Genomic DNA, 20,849 nt, shown 5'->3' with positions numbered 1-20,849 from the left:
AGGAGGTTAGAGCGAGAGGAAATTCGATGCAATTGCCGCGCTCAGCGCGCGGCGGATTTTGCCTGATGACGCTTCGTCGCAGCAAGGATCGACTCCTGCGTCAGCCCGTCATTGCGCACCATCACAGCGTCGAAGGCGAGATCGACCGTCACGGTCTTCACATCCTCGTTCTGGTAGCCGAGCGCGAGAGACCCCAGCGGCCGTTCGTAGGGCATGGGGCCGATCTCCGGCAACACGACCATCTGGTCGAAGGACGGAGCGGCATTGGTGGCGGATGGTGCTGATGGCGCTACCAGAACATGGGCGGGCGCTGCCAAAGCGGGTGCTGCGACGGGGGCCGCATTGTAGCGTGCGCTCGGCGTCGACCCGGCATAGGAAGTGGCCGACATCGGCACCGGCACGTTGGCCGGCGTCTCATAATCTTCCGAATTCTGCAGCTGATCGCGGGTGATCTTGCGGCTGCTGGAGGCGACCATCACGCCGGTTGCGATCTGGCCTTCCGGATTGACGCCGGGAATGCGGCTGCCCTTCGGCACGTAGGACGCCATCAGATAGGGCATGTCGTGGCCGTCCATGCGGGCGCGGCCGACATATTGCACCCGCACCTTGCCGGTGCCGCTGTGCTGCAGATCCAGCATATCGGCCGTCTTGTTGGAAAGGTCGATGATGCGCCCTTCGTGATAGGGGCCGCGATCGTTGACGCGCACGATGACGGAGGAACCGCTTTCGAGATTGGTGACGCGCGCATAGCTCGGCAGCGGGAAGGTCGGATGCGCGGCGGAAAGATGCATCTGGTCGTAGACTTCGCCGTTCGCCGTCAGCCGCCCATGAAAGGCCGAGCCATACCAGGAGGCGACGCCGACCTTGTTATAGGAGAAGTCTTCCTTCGGATAATACCACCTGCCCTTCACCTCGTAAGGATTGCCGACGATGTAGCGGCCGCCGCCCTTGGGGATGTTGTTGCCGGTAGCGACGCGCGGGCTTGCCTTCACGCCATATTCGGATTCGGAGAAATATTCTTTGCCGTGGGATTTCTTCTTCGGCACCGCCTGTGTCGTGCCGCACGCCGCAACCGTCGCACACATCGCCGAGATCGCCAGCCACCGTGCTGTCGTTGCGAAAGACGCCGCCCCGTATTCCAGTTTCATATGTCCCACGCCGCTCAAAGATCGTTATGGTTAAGGAACTTTGCCCCAATCTGGGCCAATACGCCTTATCCCCACCCGCCTAACGAGACTTTAATCATGCGAAGTTCGTGGCAAATTTACGAACGATTTCGCTGCGATAGCGACAATTCTAATGATTATGGTTTATAAATCACTAACGCGAACCTCTCCGCCCTGCCCTTCCGCCGCCGCAATAAGGCCCGAAATCCTCGTGCCGATGCGGCGCATATGGTAAATCTGAACTCGCTTCCGAATGCCCGAAAAGCCCAAATTGGCACAGGCGGCGCGTGCTTCCCGCGCGGCGCGGCGTCACCTTGCCTCATCAGGCGAAATAACGCTATGCATTCTATGCGCAGGGTTGGGGGATTGCCATGGGCGGAATTGTCAAAAGCTTGATTTTGCTGGTCATAATGACCGTCTCACCGGCCGTCGGCGCCGGCGCGGAGGATCTCCCCGCCTATTGGCGCAAGACGATGACCAATGATCCATCGACGAATTTCTATCTGGCTCAGACCCTGAAACCCTTATCGAACAAGGATGCCGAAACCATCAGAGTGCTCAGGCTGTCGCTGATCGCCGGCAACTTATGTCTCGGCGCCAGCATCAATACGAGGACAGGCGAGGCCTTTCTGCAGCAGGCCGGATACAATCGCCTCCGCGGAAAGGCCTGGGACGAAGCCGCCTTCCTCGCGAACGACTGGTTCAAACACTTCAACTACCGCTCCCTCGCCCATCTCTGCGCCGGCATCGACTATATTTTCGGGCCGGAGGGAAAACTGGCGCCCAATCTGGTCAAGCCCGGCAAGGGTGAACCGAAGGGATCCTACGACCCCCTGGACTCCTACTACATGCGGCTTCCGCCCTTGCGCAAACCGAACGGCTAGTCACGTCACCAATTGCCATATGGCGGATTGCGTATTTGACGCTTCGGGCTGTATGGAACGAAATGCCCGCCGGGAACTTTGAAGGTTTAGACCTTTGGAGGATCACGATGAATAATGAAACCATTCTGCAGCTCGACACGGTCAGCCAACAGTTGCACGCTCGATCTCGCGCGCTTTCCCAGCCAGATAAAGACAACGACATCTCGATCCTGATGTCGGCACTCGCCGTGACGATGGAGGCGGTTCGTTCTCTTTGCGAGGATATGAACCAGCTCAACGGTCCGAAGGGCCTTGGATCCGATGGGAGCTAGCTGCGACCTCCCAAAGCCGTTGGAATTGCGTTTATGCGCAGCATCCCCTCCAAAATCACGCCAAAGGCGGGAACGACACGCGCGCCTCAAAGACCTTCAAAACGGCTCGCCAGCCAGTCCCTGAAAATCAGGGCGACCTTTCTGCGATTTGGGGCACTTGGCGTTACCACGTAGAAACGCCTCCCTGTCTTCAGGGTGCGGTCAATAGCAATGACGAGGCGATTTTCTCGAAGGGGCCGATCGATGAGAGGTCGCCAACCGAGCGCGATGCCTTCGCCATTTTCCGCAGCTTTCATCGCGACAAGGGAATCGTTGACCTGCAGCGATGTCGGCAAAGTCGGTGGAGCGCCGACACCTGTGGCCCGCAACCACTCGGCCCAACCGATCCTGAAGCGATACGGGTCAACGTAGTGTATAAGCCGATGGCGCAATATATCACTGGTGAGTGACAGAGGCTTGCTCTTCGCCTGATAAGCTGGGCTGCAAACAGGCAATATTTCCTCGTCCCACAGCGGAATGGCATCACAATCCGGCCAGTTTCCATCGCCGAGCCGAATGTGAACATCGATGTTGCTCGTCGTCATAGCTGGATCGCGGTCCAAGCATCGCAGGTCAATCATCAAATCAGGATGGACTTGGCGAAATTCCGGCAGCAGCGGCATCAGCCACTCTGTCGCCATGACCGTCGAGGCGCTGATGACGAGCGTGTCTCGGCGAGGCATGCCGGCGATATCGTCAAGCGTTTCGGCGATCGACGCAAATCCCCCCGATACCGCCGAATAGAGGCGTTGGCCTTGCGTTGTCAGGCTTAACGCCCGCCTTTCCCGGACGAAAAGCGCGTGGCCGAGAGACGACTCGAGTTGTCGGATCCCGTGGCTGACCGCAGGCTGAGTGATGGACAATTCCGCGGCGGCTTTCGAAAAATTCAGATATCTCGCCGCAGCCTCGAACAGGATCAGGCTGTGGAGGGAGGGAATTGTCCGTCGTAACGACTGACTGTCATGACTCATGGTTTCGAGTTCTTCGCCGTTCGAAAATTGCAGCGCACGGAATCTCCGTCACACGGTGCAAGACTGCGCACCAGCAAGAAGCGAAACACCTTATCGTTCGCGTGGTCAACAAGCCTGGAGGACGATCACCCACTCACCTGCCTGCCGATCCGGTCTTTATCCATCCCGCCTCATACTTCCATGAATTTATTTGCCCTTTACGGCCTCACGCCCTCGCCGGACATTGTCGTTCACCCGCCAGAACCCGACGTCGGGAGAACAGGCGACTACGACAATAGGCCGTCACGGGAACAATTGAGATGTCAAACGATCCATTGCTCCAGCCTTTCCAACTCAAGCATTTGACACTCCGAAACAGGATGATGTCGACGGCGCACGAGCCGGGATATACTGAGGATGGACTCCCGAAGGAGCGCTATCGTCTCTACCATTCGGAAAAAGCCAAAGGCGGGATAGCAATGACGATGATCGGCGGTTCGTCCGTCGTCGACATCGACAGTCCCCAGGCGTTCGGCAATATCCAGCTCCACAAAGACGAGTCCGTGAAGTGGCTTCGAGAGCTTGCCGACGACGTTCACGACCACGGCGCTGCCGTGATGATTCAAATCACTCACCTGGGAAGCCGAACCAACTGGAACAAAGGCGATTGGCTGCCGATAATCGATGCGTCCCACATCCAGGAGCCCGCGCATCGCGCCTATCCCAAGGCGATGGAGGATTGGGACTTCGAGCGCGTGATCACAGCCTATGCCGACAGTGCGGAGCGGGTCAAAGCGGCAGGGCTTGACGGTATCGAGCTCGAATGCGCCTCGCATCTCATCGCGCATTTTTGGTCTCCGGCAACAAATAAGCGGGAGGATGAATACGGCGGCTCGCTCGAGAACCGGATGCGCCTGGTGAACGATATTCTCACCGCCATCCGTAAGCGCATCGGTCACGAATTCATTGTCGGCGTCCGCATGGTTTGCGATGAGGTTTGGGATAAAGGGCTCTCGCGAGACGAAGGGGTGGAGATTGCCCGTCGATTGAAGGCCGGCGGATTGATCGATTTCGTCAACGTCATTCGCGGCCACGTCTCAGAAGACGAGGCCTTGAGTCATGTGATTCCGAACATGGGAACCGCATCTGCTCCCCATCTCGATTTCGCCGGAGAGGTTCGTCAGAATGTGAAGATACCGACCTTTCATGCGGCAAGAATTCAGGATGTGGCTACCGCGCGACACGCGATTGCGAGCGGCAAGCTTGATATGGTCGCCATGACACGCGCGCACCTTGCCGATCCTCACATCATCCGCAAGGTGATCGAAGGGAAGGAGGATCAAATTCGCCCCTGTGTCGGCATGGGGTTCTGCATCGATTCCATTTACCCCGCTGGCAACGCCACCTGCGTGCACAATGCGGCGACTGGTCGGGAGGGCAGCCTCGCGCATGTGATCAGGAAGACCAACGGGCTAATGCATAAGATTGTGGTCGTCGGAGCGGGACCGGGCGGTCTTGAGGCAGCACGGGTCGCGGCCGAGCGGGGCCACAAGGTCACGGTTTTTGAGGCTGGATCCAAAGCAGGCGGACAAATTCTAATAACCGCGGCACTGAAACGCCGTCGCGAAATCCTTGGGATCGTGGACTGGCGCTTGTCTGAATGCGAGCGCCTCGGCGTCGAATTCCACTACAATCGCTTCGTCGATGAGAGTGACGTTGTGGCGGAAGAACCCGACGTCGTCGTCGTTGCCACGGGCGGACTGCCTAATGTTGACTGTCTTGAGGAAGGACAGGAGCTTGCGACGACCAGTTGGGACATCCTCGGCGGAAGCGTTCAGCCCGCGAAAAATGTGCTGGTCTACGACGACAACGGTTCGCACCCCGCCATGACGATCGCTGAGTTTCTGGCCGACGCGGGCTCGAATCTTGAAGTTGTCACGCCTGCACGAACCCTTGCGCCGGACATCGGGGCAACGAGCTACCCCGCCTATTTCCGTGCCCTCAACAAAGCCGGCGCAAAGATCACCCTGAACCTGCGCATTGAGCGCCTCGAACGTCGCGGCAACCGGATCTCAGTCATACTTTTCGACGAGTATTCCAAGGTCTGCGTCGAAAAAGAGGTGGACCAGGTTGTCGTCGAAAGCGGGACGAAGCCGATGGACGAACTCTATTTCTCGCTCAAGCCGCTCTCCCGGAACCAAGGTGAAATCGATTACCGGGCGTTCATAGCGGGCAAGCCGCAAGTTGTTGCCAATAATCCCGGTGGCAAGTTTCAGCTGTTTCGGATTGGCGATGCGGTCGCAAGCAGGAACATCCACGCGGCCATATACGACGCGCATCGATTCATGGCCGCGGTTTGATCAAGGCCGTAGGGTTGAATTCCCGCCAATCAGTTCGATTTCGGCCAGTCCTCCAGGGATCGATCTTAAAGGCATACGCAAGTCAAGGCATGCCTGAAGTCCCGAAAGATGTGGGCCTCGCCGTCTACAAGGTCGTGGCCATGATGGCTACGAGCGGGACTCGGTGATCTGATTGCAGGAATTGCGCGCAGGGATGACCCCTCGCCGCGCAATCATGAAGGCCAGGCCGACCGCTGGTGTTTCATGAAAAGTACGCCTAAGCCTCGTGAACCTCTACCTCCATGGCTTCGCTGATCCGAAGGTCGAGGAATACGATACGCTCACCAGCGAGGAGAAATGGACCCAAACGGCGGACGTGATCCTGGCCAACCCGCCTTTCATGTCGCCAAAAGGAGGCATCAAGCCCCACACCCGCTTCCAGGTGCAGTCCAAGCGCAGTGAGGTGCTGTTTGTCGACTACATCGCCGAGCACCTGAATCCAAACGGGCGCGCGGCGATTGTCGTGCCGGAAGGGATTATCTTCCAGAGCCAAAGCGCCTACGCAGCATTGCGGAAAATGCTGGTTGAGAACAATCTAGCGGCTGTAATTTCGCTCCCCGCTGGCGTCTTCAACCCTTATTCGGGTGTCAAGACTTCAATCCTAATCCTTGACCGGGCAGTGGCCAAGGCGAGTAAACACGTCGCGTTCTTCAAGATTTAAAATGATGGCTTCCAACTGGGTGCCCAACGCAAGGCGCAGAAGGGATCTCAACTTCCCCAAGTGAAGGCTGACTTGTCGGCATGGTTGCAAGAGGCTCGTGGTGGGAAAGGTGACGAGCTAGAGAGCATTCATGGCTTTGGCGTGGAACGAGAGGTAATTGCCACCGGTGGCGACTACAATCTTAGCGGCGAGCGTTACAAGTCGGAAGCTGCCGAGGAGCACGACGTTCGGCGTGCTCGGATTGGCGACATCTGTACCGTCAACCCCGCCAAACGTCTGCTTCAAGACCTGCCGCCAGAGACCGAAGTTTCATTTGTTCCCATGGCAGACCTAAACGAGTGGCGTACCGGGTTTGAAGCTAAAGAGACTAAGCAGTTCGGTGAGGTCGGAGCAAGCTACACCTACTTTGCAGATGGCGACGTTCTGCTTGCAAAGGTAACACCTTGTTTTGAGAATGGAAAAGCAGGAATCGCTCGTAATTTGCGCAATGGAATCGGATTCGGCTCCAGTGAATTCTACGTGCTTCGCCCCGGCGAAAGCGTACTCGCAGAGTGGGTCTATCGCTGCATTACGCACGAAGATTTCCGTTCCAAAGCTATTGCCCAGATGACCGGGACGGGTGGGTTGCAGCGCGTGCCTCGTGCGTTTGTCGAAGGTTTTGAAATCCCGCTCCCATCGCTTGAGGTTCAGCGCGAGATTGTGGCCGAGATTGAGGGCTATCAACGCGTTATCGAAGGTGCCCGCGCCGTCATCGACAATTACCGCCCTCATATACCTGTGGATCCGGATTGGCCGATGGTCGAACTCTCAGAAATCTTCGACGCCCTCGAAGCCGGTGTGAGCGTGAACTCTGAAAACCGCACGAAAATGCCGGGTGAGCTTGGCGTTCTTAAAACTAGCGCAGTGACCTCAGGCACATTCGATCCCGAGGAGCACAAAGCTGTCCTGCTCGAGGAGGACACGCTAGCCTCCCGCAAAATGGCGCGCATTGCACACAACCGCCCAACAACAAAGTGTTGTCGGGTGAATAAAATTCTTGCCGTCGGATTATGTCTGATGAATTGAGCCGTTATTTCGCATAAGCGCGCAATAAGACAAACGCAGTCTAGGCTCGCACGATTTATGCTTTACGGAGACTATATTCCACTTTACTTTGATTGCAACAATAAAGTGTAAGTCGTTGATTTCTGAGGGTGTGCCCCGGTGGACCGAGAAAGGTGATTACGTTCATGACCACGGTGGGCGGTTCAAGGTCAATTGCTCTTCCATGGAAAGCCGATCACAGATCAGATCATGAAGGACAACGTGGGAGTGAAAGTATGACTGTTTTCAGGCCACGGCTTTGAGTTCTTGCTTTGCGGCATAGGCCCAAGGCAGCAGGTCGTCGATCTGGTTATTTGGATGCCCGTTGACGATCTTGGTGAGGACGTCTGAGAGATAGGCAGTGGCTCGACATTGTTAAGCTTGGCAGTCTCGATGAGCGAGGCGATGGTCGCCCAGTGTTCGGCCCCGGCGTCCGACCCTGCGAAGAGTGCATTCTTCCGATTGAGGGCAATTGGCCTGATTGACCCTTCGACGACGTTGGAGTCGATCTCGATCCGGCCATCGTCGATGAAGCGGGTCAAGCCGTCCCAGCGTGACAAGGCATAGCGGATCGCTTCGGCGAGCTTTGTCTTCTGGCTGATGTAGCCGAGCTGTTCACGCAGCCAGGGAGCGAGGCTGTCGGTGATCGGACGACTTTTTTCCTGACGGGCGATACGACGCTCCTCGTGGGTCCGGCCACGTATCTCTTCTTCGATTCTGTAAAGTTCGGCGATGCGTCGCAGCGCCTCGCTGGCGATGGGTGCCGGACCGACCGCAGCCAGCTCATAGAAGCGGCGTCGAACGTGCGACCAGCAGAAGGCTAGCGACACGGTGTTCTTTGCCGCGAGCGGGCGATATCCACTGTAGCCGTCTACCTGCAGGATGCCGACGAAGCCGTCGAGATGGGCCATCGGTCGTTCGCCTTTGCGATCTGGCGCATAGACATAGGCGACACCGGGCGGGTCATCGCCCTGCCACGGCCGGTCATCTCGTGCATAAGCCCAAAGCTGGCCGGTCTTGGTTTTGCCACGTCCCGGATCGAGCACCGGGGCTGTCGTCTCGTCGACGAAGAGCTTGGACGACGACTTCAGATGATCAAGCAGCCGCTGATGGACCGGGCGGAGATGCCAAGCGGCGCGACCGACCCAGTCGGCGAGCGTCGAACGGTCGAGGTCGATGCCCTGACGCTTGTAGATTTGCGCCTGGCGATACCGCGGCAGGTGGTCAGCATATTTAGAGACCAGCACCTGGGCGACGGTTGCCTCTGTCAGGATGCCGCCTTCGATCAATCTTGCCGAGGCCGGAGCCTGGACAACGACTTATTCACAGGCCCGGCACGCATACTTCGGGCGGCGCAGCACAAGCACCCGGAATTGGGCGGGCACAACATCGAGCTTCTCGCTGACATCCACGCCGATCCGATGCAGGTCGTTGCGGCAGCAGGGGCAGGCATGGTCATCGATATCGACCACGATCTCGACGCGCGGCAGATGCGCTGGCAGCGAACCCCGGTTGGTGCGCCGTTTGGCGACCTGCGCCTGGCGCAGAGCAGTCGAGCCCTGTTCCATCTCTTCCAGCCCGGCAGCCTCGATCTGTTCGGCTTCTTCAAGCCCAAGCAGAAGCTGGTCCTCGGGAAGCGTCTCTGGGCCTTTACCAGTGCCGCCAATCCTTCAGCACCTTTGCGGAAGTCGACAGGCTTGGTGGCGATCATCACTTTTACCGCACCGGACAGGCCAATCACGATTGAGCCTTCAACGCCTGGATGACGGCGGCAATGGTTGCAGCATCGGTGCCAGAGGCAATGCGCAGCATGGCTCCATCAATCTGCAATTCAATAGCCGCCTCCGGAGAAGTTCTTCTTGGCAAACGTGCTTGCCGCGCCTTCTTCGGCTGCGACTTCTCGGGCGACACGACGACTGCTGGTGCAAACATTGGTGCTTCCTCCGGCACCGAAAGAACATCAAGCGGCTTTCGGGCGAGCCGTCGCCATGTGAACAACTGCTGCGGCGTCAACCCATGCCGCCGCGCCACAGAGCACACCGTGACGCCGGGCTCGCAACTCTGCGCAATAATCTGCGCGTTCTGATCGTCGCTCCATTCGCGACGGCGGCCATTGCCTGTGAATACCTTAAACCGGCGTATCGGCTCATCCTTGGATTTAAGCGTAAGTTCTGAAATCGACATATGTCCAAGCCCTCTTTCGAGGTTGAACATCAATGATCAAGCGATGATCCGGAAGGTGGGATCAGGACAGCGCTTACGCTTGATCGCCACCCAAGGGCCAACAAGAGGAAGCGCGAGCGGAAACTTCGGTTACGATAACCGCCCAGTTTCAGCGAGGATACCGAGAAAAAATTTAATAAAATCAATGACGAATGGCGGATGGGGTGGGATTCGAACCCACGGTACGGTTCCCCGCACGACGGTTTTCAAGACCGTTGCCTTAAACCACTCGGCCACCCATCCATTGGGCCTGCGCCCGCTTCGGCATCTATTTTCGCCCAAATGCCGAAATCATGCCGAAATTCATTCCCTCAGCGCGGTATATCCTTTTAGTTTCACGCGGTTAAACCGCAGTCGATTCTAAATTTCAAGACCGGTTCCTTAAACCACTCGGACACTCTTCCATCTGATTGAAAAGGTTAAGAAATCGACATTTCGTTGATTTCCAGCAACCGGTCATTGCTGCCGATTTGCGACCCAATCATTCGATGGCTGGCTTTTTAGCAGCTTTGATCGCAGCGTCAACGTGCTCTGCAGCATTTGCCGGCATCTCCGCTATGATGGGCAAATAGCTCGGGAGAGAACCGACCTTCGAAGCGGCCGAGAAGCACGGTCGGCGAAATCGCCTTGTGGTTCCATCGACCGATGGCCTCGATGACGGGATAAAGAATTGTGTCCTTGCCGATACCCTGCTCGCCGATCATCACCAGCCCATGATTGATCTTCTCATGTGGCCGCTGAACGCGGTGCGCGAACCATTTAACCAAGTGCTCGACGTCATCAGGAAAGACGACGCGGATGTGATCGAGCCATGGCCCAGCCTTTGAAGGATCGCCCAGAAGGATCGGAGCGGGACGGTAGAGATTGAACAAGGTCGCGCCGGGCTTATCGATCAAGCCACCTTCGGTCATGAGGTTGTCGTAGATCAGGCGTGGCAAGCCAGGGTGCCATGTCATCGCCTCGACTGGCTGATGTTCAGCGATCCAACTTGCGGCGGGGATGTAGATTTCTTTGCCGTCGTCATTACAGCCGACGAAAACTGGCGGAACGCGATTGTTGACCGACGAGGATGGCCACAGGTCGCCGTTTTCCGTGTAGATGAATTTATGGCTTGGCATGTGACACCAGAAGTCGTCAGTCGTCAGCTTGAACCGTGCGCCCCTGCCGGTTTTCAGTGTCCCGGCGTCCCAATCGTGCTTGCCGTTGCCCTTGGCGGCTTGTTCTCGTTCGGGCTGCCGTTCCCGCGCTTGCCGCAGGCGTTCGGTGCCGCCGGAGTCCGTGTCGGTCATGCCGCTGCCTTCCCGTATTCACGCAGGACGAGCTCGGGCATCCGTGCCGGCCGCATGTGCTTCCGGTACGTTGGCAGCAGGCCTTCGGCGATCTCGAGGCGCGGGCAGTCGCGGAGCCGGTCGAAGGCGAGGTTCCAATTGACGATCACGATGCCGTCACGGTTCCAACGAAGCCAATCAAGCGGGTGTTGGAAGACATGCAGGTGGCCATCGAGCGCGTAGGTGCTCGCATTGCAGATCATGTTCTCGCCAAGCGCAAAACTCCTGACGTTCCATGTTGCCAGCTCGGAGGTTCCCGGCAGCCAGAAAACATAGTCCTCGCGCTCTATAAAAGCGAACCAGACCGGGCCGTTCGCGTCAATTTCAAACCGACCATCAGGCGCGCGAAAGCCATGGCAGAGACGGATCCGTTCTGGCCGGATGATCGCCGTCATTGGCACGCCGGAGGCGGTCAGCCAGCCAACATGTCGTGGCATCAACCAGCCAAGGGACGGGATATCTGGAGGCACGAGCATGCTGGCCGATCCTTTAATGGAATGGCCCCGGGCGCCAGGCTTGTGCGATTGGCGAGTGCAAGTTAATCTTTCTGCGCCCAACAGAAATTGCCTTTGCACCTCGGCCCGTCGCGTGCCAGCGCGGTCGGGCCTTTCTATTCTGCCGCTTCAGTTTCGATGCCGTAGGCACGGAGAACGCGAGCCTTCTCGGTTTCGGGAATTCGCGTAACGCCGCCTATCGTCACCGAGGCGATTTCTTTGCTTTTGACGGCTTTTTCGACACGCCGATAAGGAATGTTTGTCTCACGAGCAAACGCCGCAATCGAAAACCCCGGGCCGATCCGCTTCATCATCTTCTGCTGGCTAGCCATGTCATCTGTCTCCAATTCCCAGCCGGTCGAGCCGCCTCGCCGCATCTTCCCTTGTTGCTCGTATGAAATATGCCAAATCTGACAAATAAGCGCAATAACCATATTTCATTCGGTTAAATATTCCGTTATAAAATGCGGTATGACGCGCAATAACTCGAAGCGGGGATAAAGGATGGTACTTGGGGAACTAATCTGGAGTGGTCGCGCATGGCCCGCTGCTGAAATCGCAGGCAGAACCGGCGAGGACTTCACTTTCAGGACCAGCGGCAAAGGTCGACCAGTCGAACTCGTCGGACCAGCCGCCTGGTGGCGCAATTTTTCCGAACTAAACCTCGATGATGGTGATGCCATCATTGATTTTGTGCGCCGTCGCGGCGACCCGTTCGGCCAATTGTCCCCGACGACTCCAGCAGACACCGGCGGGTGGAGATATGTCTTGGGCTTGCTGAAACTTGCCGCTTCATGCTGGAAACAGATTATTCCACCGACGAGCCTGTGTATCGAGTGGGACAACGGCTACGTCATCGAGGCGTTACTCGCCTCGCCAATGTTCGACGTTACCTTCGCGCCGCGCGTCAGCGAACTCATCGGGACAGGCGTGACTGCACGCCGTGAGTTGACCATGCGGGTCATCCCCAAAGACCTAGCGGCCTACATGGTTACGAGCGCGATCCTTCACCTTGAACACCATGTCGATATGGCCGTTTGCCAGCAATGCGGAGATTGGTTCGTCTTGCAACGGCGCGGAACGCAGTTCTGCTCGCCCTCATGCAGGGCGGCGCACAGCACATCAAAAAAGGAGAGAAAGTGATGGCCTCAGTTCGACGGCAAGTAAGCGCGACCGGAACTCTATATTTTCAAGCGGTCTGGAGTTTGACCGGAAAGGACGGCACAACAAAGCGGCAGACTAAATCGTTCGCCCGACAATCCGACGCGAAAGCGCATGCGGCGAAGATGGAAGCTGAGTGCGAGAAGCGTGGTATTGGAGATGTCGAAAAACAGACCTTCATTGTCTTTACAGAACGGCTAATCGCCCACTGGCAAGCGCGTGGCGAATTGGCGGAAACTAGCCTGATCGGCTATCGACGCAACCTCGGCCTCCTCGCGCGTGAGATCGGGCACATCCAGCTCGGTAAGCTTTCGCCCCTCCATATCGATGAAGCGCTCGCCGCGCTCAAGGCGAACGGCGGTGCGGCGCGAAAGCCTGCCAAAGACGGTCAGCCGCGAGGGACAAGGCCGCTTGCCGACCGGACGCTACTGCACCTTTATCGGATCGGCTCCGCGGCTATGGAACAGGCTAGGCGCTGGAAGTTGGTTGCGTCCAATCCATTTAAGGACGTGAAGGCGCCGTCCCCCGGCAAATCAAAAATCAAAATCATGACCGAGGAGGAAGCCATTCGCGTCTATCATGCGGCGACACGTGCCGACGAAAGCGGCAAGCACCCCGGCATGGCGTTGCTGGTCGCCTTGCTGATGGTCTGCGGGATGCGCCGCTCGGAAATCCTCGGCCTTGCCTTCGACGCTATCGACCTCCACTCGGAGACGATCAGCATTTTCCGCACGGTAGTTGCGGGCGAGAAAGGCGAGCCGATCCTGCGCGACGAGCGGGCCAAGTCGGAGACGTCGATTAGGACGATCAGCATCCCCTCCGAGTTTGTGCCTATGATCCGAAAGCATCGCACCCTGATGAACGAAATAATCCTGAGATGGGGTAAGAGCTATCAGCGCGAGCCATTGCTGCTTTTTCCAACATTCGGCGGCGCGGCCTTACCACCCGGCGTGCTGACGCTCCGTCTGCGTAAATTGCACCAACAGGCCGGCGTCAAGGGCGTTGCGCCCACCCACGGCTTTCGGCATGGCATGGCGAGCGCTATGGTAGCGAGCGGCATCGACATTAAGACTGTCAGCGATAGGCTCGGCCATAGCACGACAGGCTTCACGCTGGCGACTTACGTGCATGCAGTCAAAGGTCGAGACAAGGCCGCTGCGGATCAACTCGGCAGGCAGTTTTCCGCAATTATGACGGCTGCCGACAAGCCGTGATTTCGGCATTTATTCGGCACTTGCCGTTTGAGAAATGGCACAAGGCGCCGCAAAACGACGGAATACGACGACGATTAACGCTGATAGTTGCTAAGAAATATCAAAGCGTTACGCGGAGAAACGCAACTAAAAGAGAAAAGGTAAATAAGTCGGGCTCTATCTTGAAAACCGGCGTGCGGGAAACCGTACCGTGGGTTCGAATCCCACCTCTTCCGCCATTTCATATTGATTTTGTTATATAATTTCCGATTTCCGCTCGGGAATTGCGCCCTTACCTTAACGGTAGGATGCCGTCTCAGTAGCATCGGCGCGGTATCGCAGGCTTCCGTTTTGCTGTTGCCCCAATGATTCTGCTCGCCCTGACGCTCGCGGGCAATCTCCCAAAAAATCACGATTGTCTTTTGGCGCGATTTCAATCATCTCGACGTTGCTGGGATATTCACTTGCGAACAAGTCAGCGAAACTGCCCAAAGTCATTTGGAGATAATTCGCTTGAAGCTTTTTGCATGGCTTTCCTGGATGAGTTGCTCGACTGAATGGGCGCCTTTCCCTTCCGAAGAAAAAGGAAACCTTGGCGGCATAGTCATGCGACGGCGCGGCGCGAAATTTCCATTGGTTGAAACCCGTATGCCGACGCCGGATGAACAATATGAAGCGCAGCTTTACTTCGCCATACGTTAGGCGGGCAGCTGCGCGTTGCCGTGGTCGCACTGATCCTTTGCGTTGACGATGAGATGATATACAGGCTGCAGCAGGACGCGACTGCCATTAACTTAAGAATGGGGTCGGGCGGCAGATTGACGTCACGTCGCTGCCACGAGATCACGTGGCCGTCCTCTGAGCCGGCGTCGCAAAGACGTTCTCGCTGCAGCCTTGAAGCGAGTTTGGCTTGGTTCAACCTTCCAGCTGAGCGGCATTCTCCGCCAAAATTTTCATCAGACATTCCTTCACGATCAGGCCCCTCGGCGTCCGAGCAGCCCGATCCTCTACGAGGAGCCACAGATCCTGGAATTGCTCTGGTGAGTGCCCTCACGAGAGGTGCGAGTATATCAGGACGCCAACAGAACCCCAGAAGATTACTGGCATAAGTATCATCCCCGCAACAATGATCTTGGTCACAGCAATAGCTCCGCAAACTCCACCAAAGTCCGCAAAACCTATTGCAGCGACCGAAGCTTTGGTATCGGCATGAAGTCCGGGACAGATCGGACCTTGGTCTGAGTTTCGCTCGGCGGCCGATGAGGGTCGGGCTAACTCTCCCCGAGCGCTCGGCGGCTCCGGCAAGTCCCGGTCGCAATGGCGAGCGCAACGACAATCAGCGCTGCCGCGACGGCGAAGGTGATCCGCATGCCTGAGTGAACCGCGTCGGGATGCGCCGCCGCAATATCGTGCGCTCCCGAAGAGAAAGTGAAGACGGCGCCCATGACGGAAGCGCCGGTGATCAGTCCGAGATTGCGCGACAGATTGAGCACGCCGGAGATGACGCCGCGCTGGTCGGGGCTGATGTCGGCCATGACGGTGGTGTTGTTGGCCGCCTGGAACAGTTGATAGCCTGGCGTCAGCATGGCGATGGCAGCGATATAGCCTGTAATGCCGGGAAGCACGGCCACGGCGACGGAGCCCGCCGCCATGGCGACGAGCCCGGCGATAACCACGAATGATGCGTCCAGACGATCGACCAGGCGGCCGGCCGGGATTCCGCTCAAGATGGAGATGACAGGGCCTATCGACATGACGAGCCCAACGAGAGTTTGCTCGAGCCCGAGCGCGTGGGAGAGGTAGAACGGCGCGACCACCAGCGTCGCCATCATCACCGTTGCAACGAGCAGGTTCATCGCCAAGCTGGCGCTGAACACCGGGTTGCGGAACACCGCCAAGCGGACCAGCGGCGATGCCGTTCTCGCCTCGGTGAACACGAACAGACCGGCGCCGAAGACGGCCGTGAGCAGCAGGGCAATGTTCAGCGGACCAAAACTGCCGCGCCCGATCGTCATCGCTAACGCATAGGCTGACAGCGTCAGGGCAAGCACCAGCGTGCCCATCGTATCGAAGCTGGTCCGATTCGCCTTCCCCTTGCTGAGATCGGCGGGCAGATAGCGATGGACGAGAACGAAGCTCAGCACGCCGAGCGGCACGTTGACGAGGAAGATTGCCGGCCAGCCGAGCCCGGCGATCAGGAACCCGCCAAGCGAAGGCCCAAGAGCGGTGCCGATCGCCGACATGGTTCCGAGCAACCCCATGGCGCTCCCGGTCTTCGCCTTCGGCACCGTTTCGCTGACGAAGGCGATGGTCAGCGCCATCATGATGGCGGCGCCCAGGCCCTGCACCGCACGCGCGGCAATCATCAGCCAGAGTGTCGGCGCCAGGCCGCAGAGGATTGAGGCCAGCGTGAAGAGCAGTATGCCGATGAGCAGCAGCCGGCGGCGGCCGGTGATGTCGCCGAGCCGTCCGACGCTGACGACCAGGGTGGTGATGGCGAGCAGATAAGCGAGCACGATCCACTGGACATCCTGGAAGGTGGCGTCGAATGCCTGCGCCAAAGTCGGCAGACCGACATTGGCGATGCTGGTGCCGAGCGATGGCAGCAGCATGGATAGGGAAAGACTGGCAAGCGCCCAGCGGACGGAGGGTATGCGTTCGGCGACGGCCTCGCCTCGCTCTGCAATGACTGGTTTCACAATGGCCTCCTTTTCCGTGGGCCCGAATGGAGCCGATGAAAAGCTAGTCCGCTGCGTGGCGTGGCGGAAGGCGCACGATTTGCATTTCATTCATGCGTCTGACGCCACATCATGATGAAACCATGTTATATGGGATGCATGTCGACACCCGATCTCAACCTGCTCGTCACCCTGGACGTCCTGCTTGCAGAAGGCAGCGTTGCGCGCGCCGCCCGAAGGCTGCGGCTGAGCCCGTCGGCGATGAGCCGGGCGCTGGCCCGATTGCGCGAGACGACCGGCGATCCGCTGCTGGTGCGCGCCGGCCGCGGCCTCGTTCCCACGCCACGGGCGCTGGAACTGCGCGAGCGGGTCGGTCGGGTCGTCGAGGAGGCGCAGGCGGTGCTGCGGCCCTTGGAGGCGCTCGACCTCCAAAGCTTGGTCCGGACGTTTACACTGCGCAGCAGCGAAGGCTTCGCCGAGAATTTCGGTCCCGATCTCATCGCCCGCCTCAGCCGGGAAGCGCCAGGCGTCCGGCTGCGCTTCATGCAGAAGCCGGATAAGGACAGCACCCCGCTACGCGACGGTACCGTCGATCTCGAAACCGGCGTCGTCGGCGATACGACCAGTCCGGAGGTGCGGGCGCAGGCCTTGTTCCGGGACCGTTTCATCGGCGTGGCGCGCAGGGGCCATCCGCTCAGCGAAGGCGAGATCACGCCTGCCCGTTACGCGGCCGGCCGGCACATCATTGTCTCCAGGCGCGGGCTCGACAAGGGGCCGATCGATGAAGCCCTGAATGCGCTGGGGTTGGACAGGCAGGTCGCCACGATCGTCGGCGGCTTTTCGACGGCGCTGGCGCTCGCCCGAACCTCCGATCTGATCGCCAGCGTGCCCGAGCGTCACACGGAATCGCTGCGCGCGGGGATGCATAGTTTTCCCCTGCCCGTTCCGACGTGTGAGATCACGATTTCCTTGCTTTGGCACCCCAGGATGGATGCCGATCCCGCCCATCGCTGGCTGCGCGAGTGTGTCCGGGATGTCTGCGCGGCTACGTGATTGAAGGCCGCCTGAGGTTGACTATGCCATGTCGCCGTGATTTCCCGTCTCGCATCAACAAGCGAGGACATCATGGCTGACGACATTATCGTAAAAGACAGCAACGGAAGCCAGCTTCACGACGGCGATTCCGTAACGCTGATCAAGGACCTCAAGGTCAAAGGAACTTCAGAGACGCTCAAGCGTGGAACGCTGGTCAAGGGCATTCGCCTCACCGACAATCCCGGTGAGATCGAATGCAGCACCAAGCAGGTCAAAGGTCTCGTATTGAAAACCGAGTTTTTGAAGAAGGCATAGGAGCTCCGTCGCCCACCATCAATCGTTCCTGGGTGCCTCCTGCGGCACTTCCTCGGTGATCACCTCGAAACGGGAAAGCGTTGCCGGCCCGAAGGCCGTCGACATCGCGACATCCGTGGCGTCGCGGCCGGTTCCCATCAATATTCTGCCGATGCGCGGCGTATTGTGGCGGGCGTCGACCGTATGCCAGTGGCCGCCGAGAAAGACTTCGAACCAGGCGCTGAAATCCATCGGATTGGGATCGATCGGTACGCCGATATCGCCGAGATAGCCGGTGCAATATCGGGCCGGGATATTCATGCACCGGCACAGCGCGATGGCGAGATGGGCAAAGTCACGGCAGACGCCCGCCTTATCGGTGAAGCCGCCATGGGCGGTGCGCAGGAGGTCGGCCTTCTGGTAATCGAAGGTGATATGGTCGTGGACGAAATCGCAGATTGCCTGGACGCGCGTCCAGCCGAGCGACGTCGACGAGAAGGTTGCCCAGGCAAAATCTGCCAGCCTGTCGGTGTCGCAATAGCGGCTGCCGAGCAGGAAAACCAGCACATCGTCCGGCAGGTCATTGATCGCGTGCTGGACCGCATCATCGGGAACAATATCGGGTTGCCCGCTGTCGTAGATCTCGAATTCCGTGGAAATGGTCGTCAGTCCCGGCGGGGCGACGATCCGGCTGCAGGCATTGCCGAACCCGTCGGTATATTCCCAGGCCTCGATCGGCCGGTCGAATGTCAGGACCTGCTCACTCAGCAGATCGGCGCGCCGAGAGGGATGGATGTTGAGGACGAGCAGCATCGGCGTTGGTTGCGTGCATTCGTAGCCCAGATGAAACCCGGCGCGTATCTTCATTGTGGCTTCCCTATCGCGGCTCCGCATGTGCGGAGGTGAGTATGGAACGTTGATCGCGCTACCCGGTTCCCGCAAGGGACAACTGTCACCATACAGAGACTTGGTGGTGATCCGAGATTGCCCCGGAAGATTATCTCGGAGGTAATCCGGATTACCTCGGAGAGAATCGAGATTATCTCGTGGTGACGTTGACCTGCACCGTCATGCTGTCGAAATCCGCCCCGTCGCCATCATAGCTACCGCTCAACGGGACTGCCTGGCGCGGATCGCGGGCAACCGCGACACGAATGAGATCGCGGTTGCCGACGATCCCGTTGGTCGGATCGAACTCCGCCCAGCCGGCGCCGGGGAGATAGATCTGGCACCATGCATGGGTGGAACCGCCGCCGAGCACCGTGGAGCCGTCCCGGTCGGGAACATAGACATAGCCCGTGACGAAGCGCGCCGCGAGCCCAAGGACGCGGGCGGCCTCCATCATCAAAAGCGCGAAATCCCGGCAGGTGCCGGAGCGAAGCTGCAAGGTCTGCACCGGGGTCTGTGTTCCGTGTTCCATCCGGCGCTGATAGACGAAGCTTTCCCGAATGGCGTAACAGAGCGTCATCAGCAGATGCCCGGTTTCCGTCGGACGCCCCTGGCGCACGAACTGCCGTGCCCAGCGTCCGACCTCGTCGTTCGGATCGGGATAATGGCGCTGCATTGCCGGCGTCAGATCGGCAATCTCCTCCTTGTCGTAGGAGAATGGATAAATCAGGGCCGCCTCGTCGACCTTGAGATCCAGGGCGACCTGGGGCGTATGATCGAGGGTGATCCAGGTTTCGAAGCGAAGCTCGGACGCCGGCCTCGAAATATCGATGAGCGCCACGCAATTGCCGAAAACATCGTGGATCCAGCGGACATGACTTTCCTCGGGATAGGTCGTCAACGACGCTTCGATCAGCCGCTGGTCGAAACTGTCGCGCGGCCGGAACATCAGGCGATGCTCGCCGAAATCGACCGCCCTGACGTAACGATAGGACGTTATGTGGCGGACGGAAAAAATCGTCATCGGCCGCCGTCCGGTAATCTGTTCACCTTGCTGCTCCAAGGCGGTGACGCCGCCTCTCCTCTGCGGGAGCGCCCTGCCCGCTTTTCCGCTTATCCCGATTTCTTGTCATATAAGCACATTCGAAAGATTGCTATTGTAGCTTCACCGATCGACGGCAGAGCCGTCCAACCTAAGAGGATAACATGCATATCATCTGGGACGTTCTGACACTTCTGCTGACAATCGGCTCGCTCTATGGCGGTCGCGAATACCGGATTATTCGCGCCCGTGCCCGCGCCCAGAACTGGGGCAACTTCTGATTCGATTCCGAGTCATGGTCGCATCGGATCGTTGCCGGTCGCGGCTACGTCGAATGACGTAAAGCCATACGCTTAAGGAAATGCTTTATTAGACGAGACGGCTTCCATCCGTCCATTCTCCCTGTTATTTGAAGCCCGCCTCACCCCAGGCGGGCTTTTTTAGCGATTAATACGCATCACTTCTTGGCGCCGGCCGAAAGCACCCGATGGGTCGCGTTGTCCATTGCGTGGCTCGCTTCCTGTCCATCCTTCTTCAGCCCGTATGCGGTATTGCCGCAGCCGGAAAGGGTGAGCAGGCAGATGCAGGCGATGGCGATTGCAGCTTTTGACATCGAGTGTTTCCCCCGGATCGAATGGCTTCTGGATAAAATGATGCGCTTCGTGGCAAAATCAATCCGTCGGGGCTGGCATGACGGCGAAGTTATTCTGAACTCCGTCCATCACCGGAATTGCTTCATTTGCGCCTGGAAACAAATTTCGCCCCGCCACGGAATTAATCCTGCGTATTTCCAACGGAGCGAACGGCCGATGGGTTGGGTTAATCCCAAAACGCCGTAAAATATTGAAGTGTACTCCCCCGGAGGCATTGTTTATCATCGCGAGTTTGACCGCAGTCTTTTCAAAGCAAGAAAAACATTCACTAGTCATCTATCGCACGACTCGTCGCCAGCTATTCGAGTATTTATTAATCCGTGTCGCAAAAGAACAGGTTGTGTCATTTTGATATCTTAAGTTTTAC

General features: G+C 58.2%; 19 protein-coding genes, 1 tRNA gene and 3 pseudogenes. 10 read left to right on the top strand and 13 right to left on the bottom strand.

Features of this window, described 5'->3' with window-relative positions:
* Positions 1-41: 41 nt before the first annotated feature.
* Positions 42-1,148 (bottom strand): septal ring lytic transglycosylase RlpA family protein, encoded by a 1,107-nt coding sequence (locus ACMUVN_RS06330; RefSeq protein ID WP_063475633.1) that lies wholly within the window; start codon positions 1,146-1,148, stop codon positions 42-44.
* A 389-nt stretch (positions 1,149-1,537) separates the two neighbouring features.
* On the opposite strand from ACMUVN_RS06330, the gene ACMUVN_RS06325 reads away from it, so the two are divergent.
* Together ACMUVN_RS06325 and ACMUVN_RS06320 are read left to right on the top strand one after the other, a co-directional pair.
* Positions 1,538-2,050: a hypothetical protein gene (locus ACMUVN_RS06325; protein WP_063475634.1), complete on the top strand. Its 513-nt coding sequence runs from the start codon at positions 1,538-1,540 to the stop codon at positions 2,048-2,050.
* Between the two features lie 107 nt (positions 2,051-2,157).
* The gene (locus ACMUVN_RS06320; protein ID WP_063475678.1) at positions 2,158-2,361 is read left to right on the top strand and encodes a hypothetical protein; all 204 of its coding nucleotides are present in this window, start codon (positions 2,158-2,160) and stop codon (positions 2,359-2,361) included.
* Positions 2,362-2,447: 86 nt separating this feature from the next.
* Here ACMUVN_RS06320 and ACMUVN_RS06315 read toward each other — a convergent pair whose 3' ends face one another.
* Positions 2,448-3,371: a LysR substrate-binding domain-containing protein gene (locus ACMUVN_RS06315; protein WP_052213380.1), complete on the bottom strand. Its 924-nt coding sequence runs from the start codon at positions 3,369-3,371 to the stop codon at positions 2,448-2,450.
* A gap of 299 nt (positions 3,372-3,670) precedes the next feature.
* Here ACMUVN_RS06315 and ACMUVN_RS06310 point away from each other — a divergent pair, with 299 nt between their 5' ends.
* The 3 genes and pseudogenes from ACMUVN_RS06310 to ACMUVN_RS06300 all read left to right on the top strand — a co-directional run bounded on the left by ACMUVN_RS06310 (position 3,671) and on the right by ACMUVN_RS06300 (position 7,475).
* Positions 3,671-5,710 carry an FAD-dependent oxidoreductase gene (locus tag ACMUVN_RS06310; protein WP_414814920.1) on the top strand — a complete coding sequence of 680 codons (2,040 nt, stop codon included), beginning with the start codon at positions 3,671-3,673 and terminating at the stop codon, positions 5,708-5,710.
* A 262-nt stretch (positions 5,711-5,972) separates the two neighbouring features.
* Positions 5,973-6,410, top strand: a pseudogene (locus tag ACMUVN_RS06305) (HsdM family class I SAM-dependent methyltransferase); the annotation flags it as partial.
* A 72-nt stretch (positions 6,411-6,482) separates the two neighbouring features.
* Entirely contained in the window at positions 6,483-7,475 is a 993-nt protein-coding gene (locus ACMUVN_RS06300; protein ID WP_414814919.1) for a restriction endonuclease subunit S, read from the top strand.
* A gap of 264 nt (positions 7,476-7,739) precedes the next feature.
* Here ACMUVN_RS06300 and tnpC read toward each other — a convergent pair.
* From tnpC to ACMUVN_RS06265, 7 genes and pseudogenes are all read right to left on the bottom strand, one after another.
* Positions 7,740-9,148, bottom strand: a pseudogene (gene tnpC, locus ACMUVN_RS06295) (IS66 family transposase); the annotation flags it as partial.
* Positions 9,145-9,234: pseudogene (locus tag ACMUVN_RS06290) on the bottom strand (IS66 family insertion sequence element accessory protein TnpB); the annotation flags it as partial. The pseudogenes tnpC and ACMUVN_RS06290, both read right to left, overlap by 4 nt.
* A complete protein-coding gene (gene tnpA / locus ACMUVN_RS06285) occupies positions 9,231-9,677 on the bottom strand; it encodes an IS66-like element accessory protein TnpA (protein ID WP_414814918.1) in 447 nt (148 codons plus the stop codon). The gene tnpA and the pseudogene ACMUVN_RS06290, both read right to left, overlap by 4 nt.
* Positions 9,678-9,869: 192 nt before the next feature.
* Positions 9,870-9,959, bottom strand: a tRNA-Ser gene (locus ACMUVN_RS06280).
* Between the two features lie 278 nt (positions 9,960-10,237).
* Positions 10,238-11,005: a hypothetical protein gene (locus ACMUVN_RS06275; protein ID WP_414814917.1), complete on the bottom strand. Its 768-nt coding sequence runs from the start codon at positions 11,003-11,005 to the stop codon at positions 10,238-10,240.
* Positions 11,002-11,520, bottom strand: a complete 519-nt coding sequence (locus ACMUVN_RS06270; protein WP_414814916.1) for a hypothetical protein — start codon at positions 11,518-11,520, stop codon at positions 11,002-11,004. The genes ACMUVN_RS06275 and ACMUVN_RS06270 overlap by 4 nt, the downstream gene beginning before the upstream one ends.
* 134 nt (positions 11,521-11,654) lie before the next feature.
* Positions 11,655-11,972 carry a hypothetical protein gene (locus ACMUVN_RS06265; protein WP_414814915.1) on the bottom strand — a complete coding sequence of 106 codons (318 nt, stop codon included), beginning with the start codon at positions 11,970-11,972 and terminating at the stop codon, positions 11,655-11,657.
* A gap of 70 nt (positions 11,973-12,042) precedes the next feature.
* Between ACMUVN_RS06265 and ACMUVN_RS06260 the strand changes: the two genes are divergently transcribed.
* The 3 genes from ACMUVN_RS06260 (at position 12,043) to ACMUVN_RS06250 (ending at position 14,594) form a co-directional block, all read left to right on the top strand.
* A complete protein-coding gene (locus tag ACMUVN_RS06260; protein WP_414814914.1) occupies positions 12,043-12,681 on the top strand; it encodes a hypothetical protein in 639 nt (212 codons plus the stop codon).
* Entirely contained in the window at positions 12,681-13,913 is a 1,233-nt protein-coding gene (locus ACMUVN_RS06255) for a tyrosine-type recombinase/integrase (RefSeq protein WP_414814913.1), read from the top strand. Before ACMUVN_RS06260 ends, ACMUVN_RS06255 begins: the two co-directional genes overlap by 1 nt.
* Positions 13,914-14,405: 492 nt before the next feature.
* Complete coding sequence (locus tag ACMUVN_RS06250; RefSeq protein ID WP_028758518.1) at positions 14,406-14,594, top strand: hypothetical protein; 189 nt, start codon at positions 14,406-14,408, stop codon at positions 14,592-14,594.
* A 569-nt stretch (positions 14,595-15,163) separates the two neighbouring features.
* Here ACMUVN_RS06250 and ACMUVN_RS06245 read toward each other — a convergent pair.
* Positions 15,164-16,591, bottom strand: a complete 1,428-nt coding sequence (locus ACMUVN_RS06245) for an MFS transporter (RefSeq protein ID WP_063473961.1) — start codon at positions 16,589-16,591, stop codon at positions 15,164-15,166.
* A 138-nt stretch (positions 16,592-16,729) separates the two neighbouring features.
* Between ACMUVN_RS06245 and ACMUVN_RS06240 the strand changes: the two genes are divergently transcribed.
* Positions 16,730-17,623 carry a LysR family transcriptional regulator gene (locus ACMUVN_RS06240; protein ID WP_047615449.1) on the top strand — a complete coding sequence of 298 codons (894 nt, stop codon included), beginning with the start codon at positions 16,730-16,732 and terminating at the stop codon, positions 17,621-17,623.
* Positions 17,624-17,695: 72 nt separating this feature from the next.
* Entirely contained in the window at positions 17,696-17,920 is a 225-nt protein-coding gene (locus ACMUVN_RS06235) for an alkylphosphonate utilization protein (RefSeq protein ID WP_003559525.1), read from the top strand.
* Positions 17,921-17,938: 18 nt separating this feature from the next.
* Here the strand turns inward: ACMUVN_RS06235 and ACMUVN_RS06230 are convergent, their stop codons facing one another.
* From ACMUVN_RS06230 to ACMUVN_RS06220, 3 genes are all read right to left on the bottom strand, one after another.
* Positions 17,939-18,766, bottom strand: a complete 828-nt coding sequence (locus ACMUVN_RS06230) for a transglutaminase-like domain-containing protein (RefSeq protein WP_028759138.1) — start codon at positions 18,764-18,766, stop codon at positions 17,939-17,941.
* 172 nt (positions 18,767-18,938) lie between these two features.
* The gene (locus ACMUVN_RS06225) at positions 18,939-19,811 is read right to left on the bottom strand and encodes a transglutaminase family protein (RefSeq protein WP_028759137.1); all 873 of its coding nucleotides are present in this window, start codon (positions 19,809-19,811) and stop codon (positions 18,939-18,941) included.
* Positions 19,812-20,286: 475 nt separating this feature from the next.
* Positions 20,287-20,442, bottom strand: coding sequence for a hypothetical protein (locus ACMUVN_RS06220; protein WP_018495827.1), 156 nt, complete (start codon positions 20,440-20,442; stop codon positions 20,287-20,289).
* Positions 20,443-20,849 lie beyond the last annotated feature (407 nt).

The sequence above is a fragment of the Rhizobium sp. IY2 genome (assembly GCF_047532935.1).
In the GTDB taxonomy this organism is placed as follows: Bacteria; Pseudomonadota; Alphaproteobacteria; order Rhizobiales; family Rhizobiaceae; genus Rhizobium; species Rhizobium anhuiense.
This window is presented reverse-complemented; position numbering and strand designations above follow the sequence as displayed.

Excerpts from the sequence above, each read along its gene's own strand:
- ACMUVN_RS06330 (WP_063475633.1), bottom strand. The coding sequence starts at position 1,148 with ATGAAACTGGAATACGGGGCGGCGTCTTTCGCAACGACAGCACGGTGG.
- ACMUVN_RS06325 (WP_063475634.1), top strand. The coding sequence starts at position 1,538 with ATGGGCGGAATTGTCAAAAGCTTGATTTTGCTGGTCATAATGACCGTC.
- ACMUVN_RS06320 (WP_063475678.1), top strand. The coding sequence starts at position 2,158 with ATGAATAATGAAACCATTCTGCAGCTCGACACGGTCAGCCAACAGTTG.
- ACMUVN_RS06315 (WP_052213380.1), bottom strand. The coding sequence starts at position 3,371 with ATGAGTCATGACAGTCAGTCGTTACGACGGACAATTCCCTCCCTCCAC.
- ACMUVN_RS06310 (WP_414814920.1), top strand. The coding sequence starts at position 3,671 with ATGTCAAACGATCCATTGCTCCAGCCTTTCCAACTCAAGCATTTGACA.
- tnpA (WP_414814918.1), bottom strand. The coding sequence starts at position 9,677 with ATGTCGATTTCAGAACTTACGCTTAAATCCAAGGATGAGCCGATACGC.
- ACMUVN_RS06275 (WP_414814917.1), bottom strand. The coding sequence starts at position 11,005 with ATGACCGACACGGACTCCGGCGGCACCGAACGCCTGCGGCAAGCGCGG.
- ACMUVN_RS06270 (WP_414814916.1), bottom strand. The coding sequence starts at position 11,520 with ATGCTCGTGCCTCCAGATATCCCGTCCCTTGGCTGGTTGATGCCACGA.
- ACMUVN_RS06265 (WP_414814915.1), bottom strand. The coding sequence starts at position 11,972 with ATGGTTATTGCGCTTATTTGTCAGATTTGGCATATTTCATACGAGCAA.
- ACMUVN_RS06260 (WP_414814914.1), top strand. The coding sequence starts at position 12,043 with ATGGTACTTGGGGAACTAATCTGGAGTGGTCGCGCATGGCCCGCTGCT.
- ACMUVN_RS06255 (WP_414814913.1), top strand. The coding sequence starts at position 12,681 with ATGGCCTCAGTTCGACGGCAAGTAAGCGCGACCGGAACTCTATATTTT.
- ACMUVN_RS06240 (WP_047615449.1), top strand. The coding sequence starts at position 16,730 with ATGTCGACACCCGATCTCAACCTGCTCGTCACCCTGGACGTCCTGCTT.
- ACMUVN_RS06235 (WP_003559525.1), top strand. The coding sequence starts at position 17,696 with ATGGCTGACGACATTATCGTAAAAGACAGCAACGGAAGCCAGCTTCAC.
- ACMUVN_RS06230 (WP_028759138.1), bottom strand. The coding sequence starts at position 18,766 with ATGAAGATACGCGCCGGGTTTCATCTGGGCTACGAATGCACGCAACCA.
- ACMUVN_RS06225 (WP_028759137.1), bottom strand. The coding sequence starts at position 19,811 with ATGACGATTTTTTCCGTCCGCCACATAACGTCCTATCGTTACGTCAGG.
- ACMUVN_RS06220 (WP_018495827.1), bottom strand. The coding sequence starts at position 20,442 with ATGTCAAAAGCTGCAATCGCCATCGCCTGCATCTGCCTGCTCACCCTT.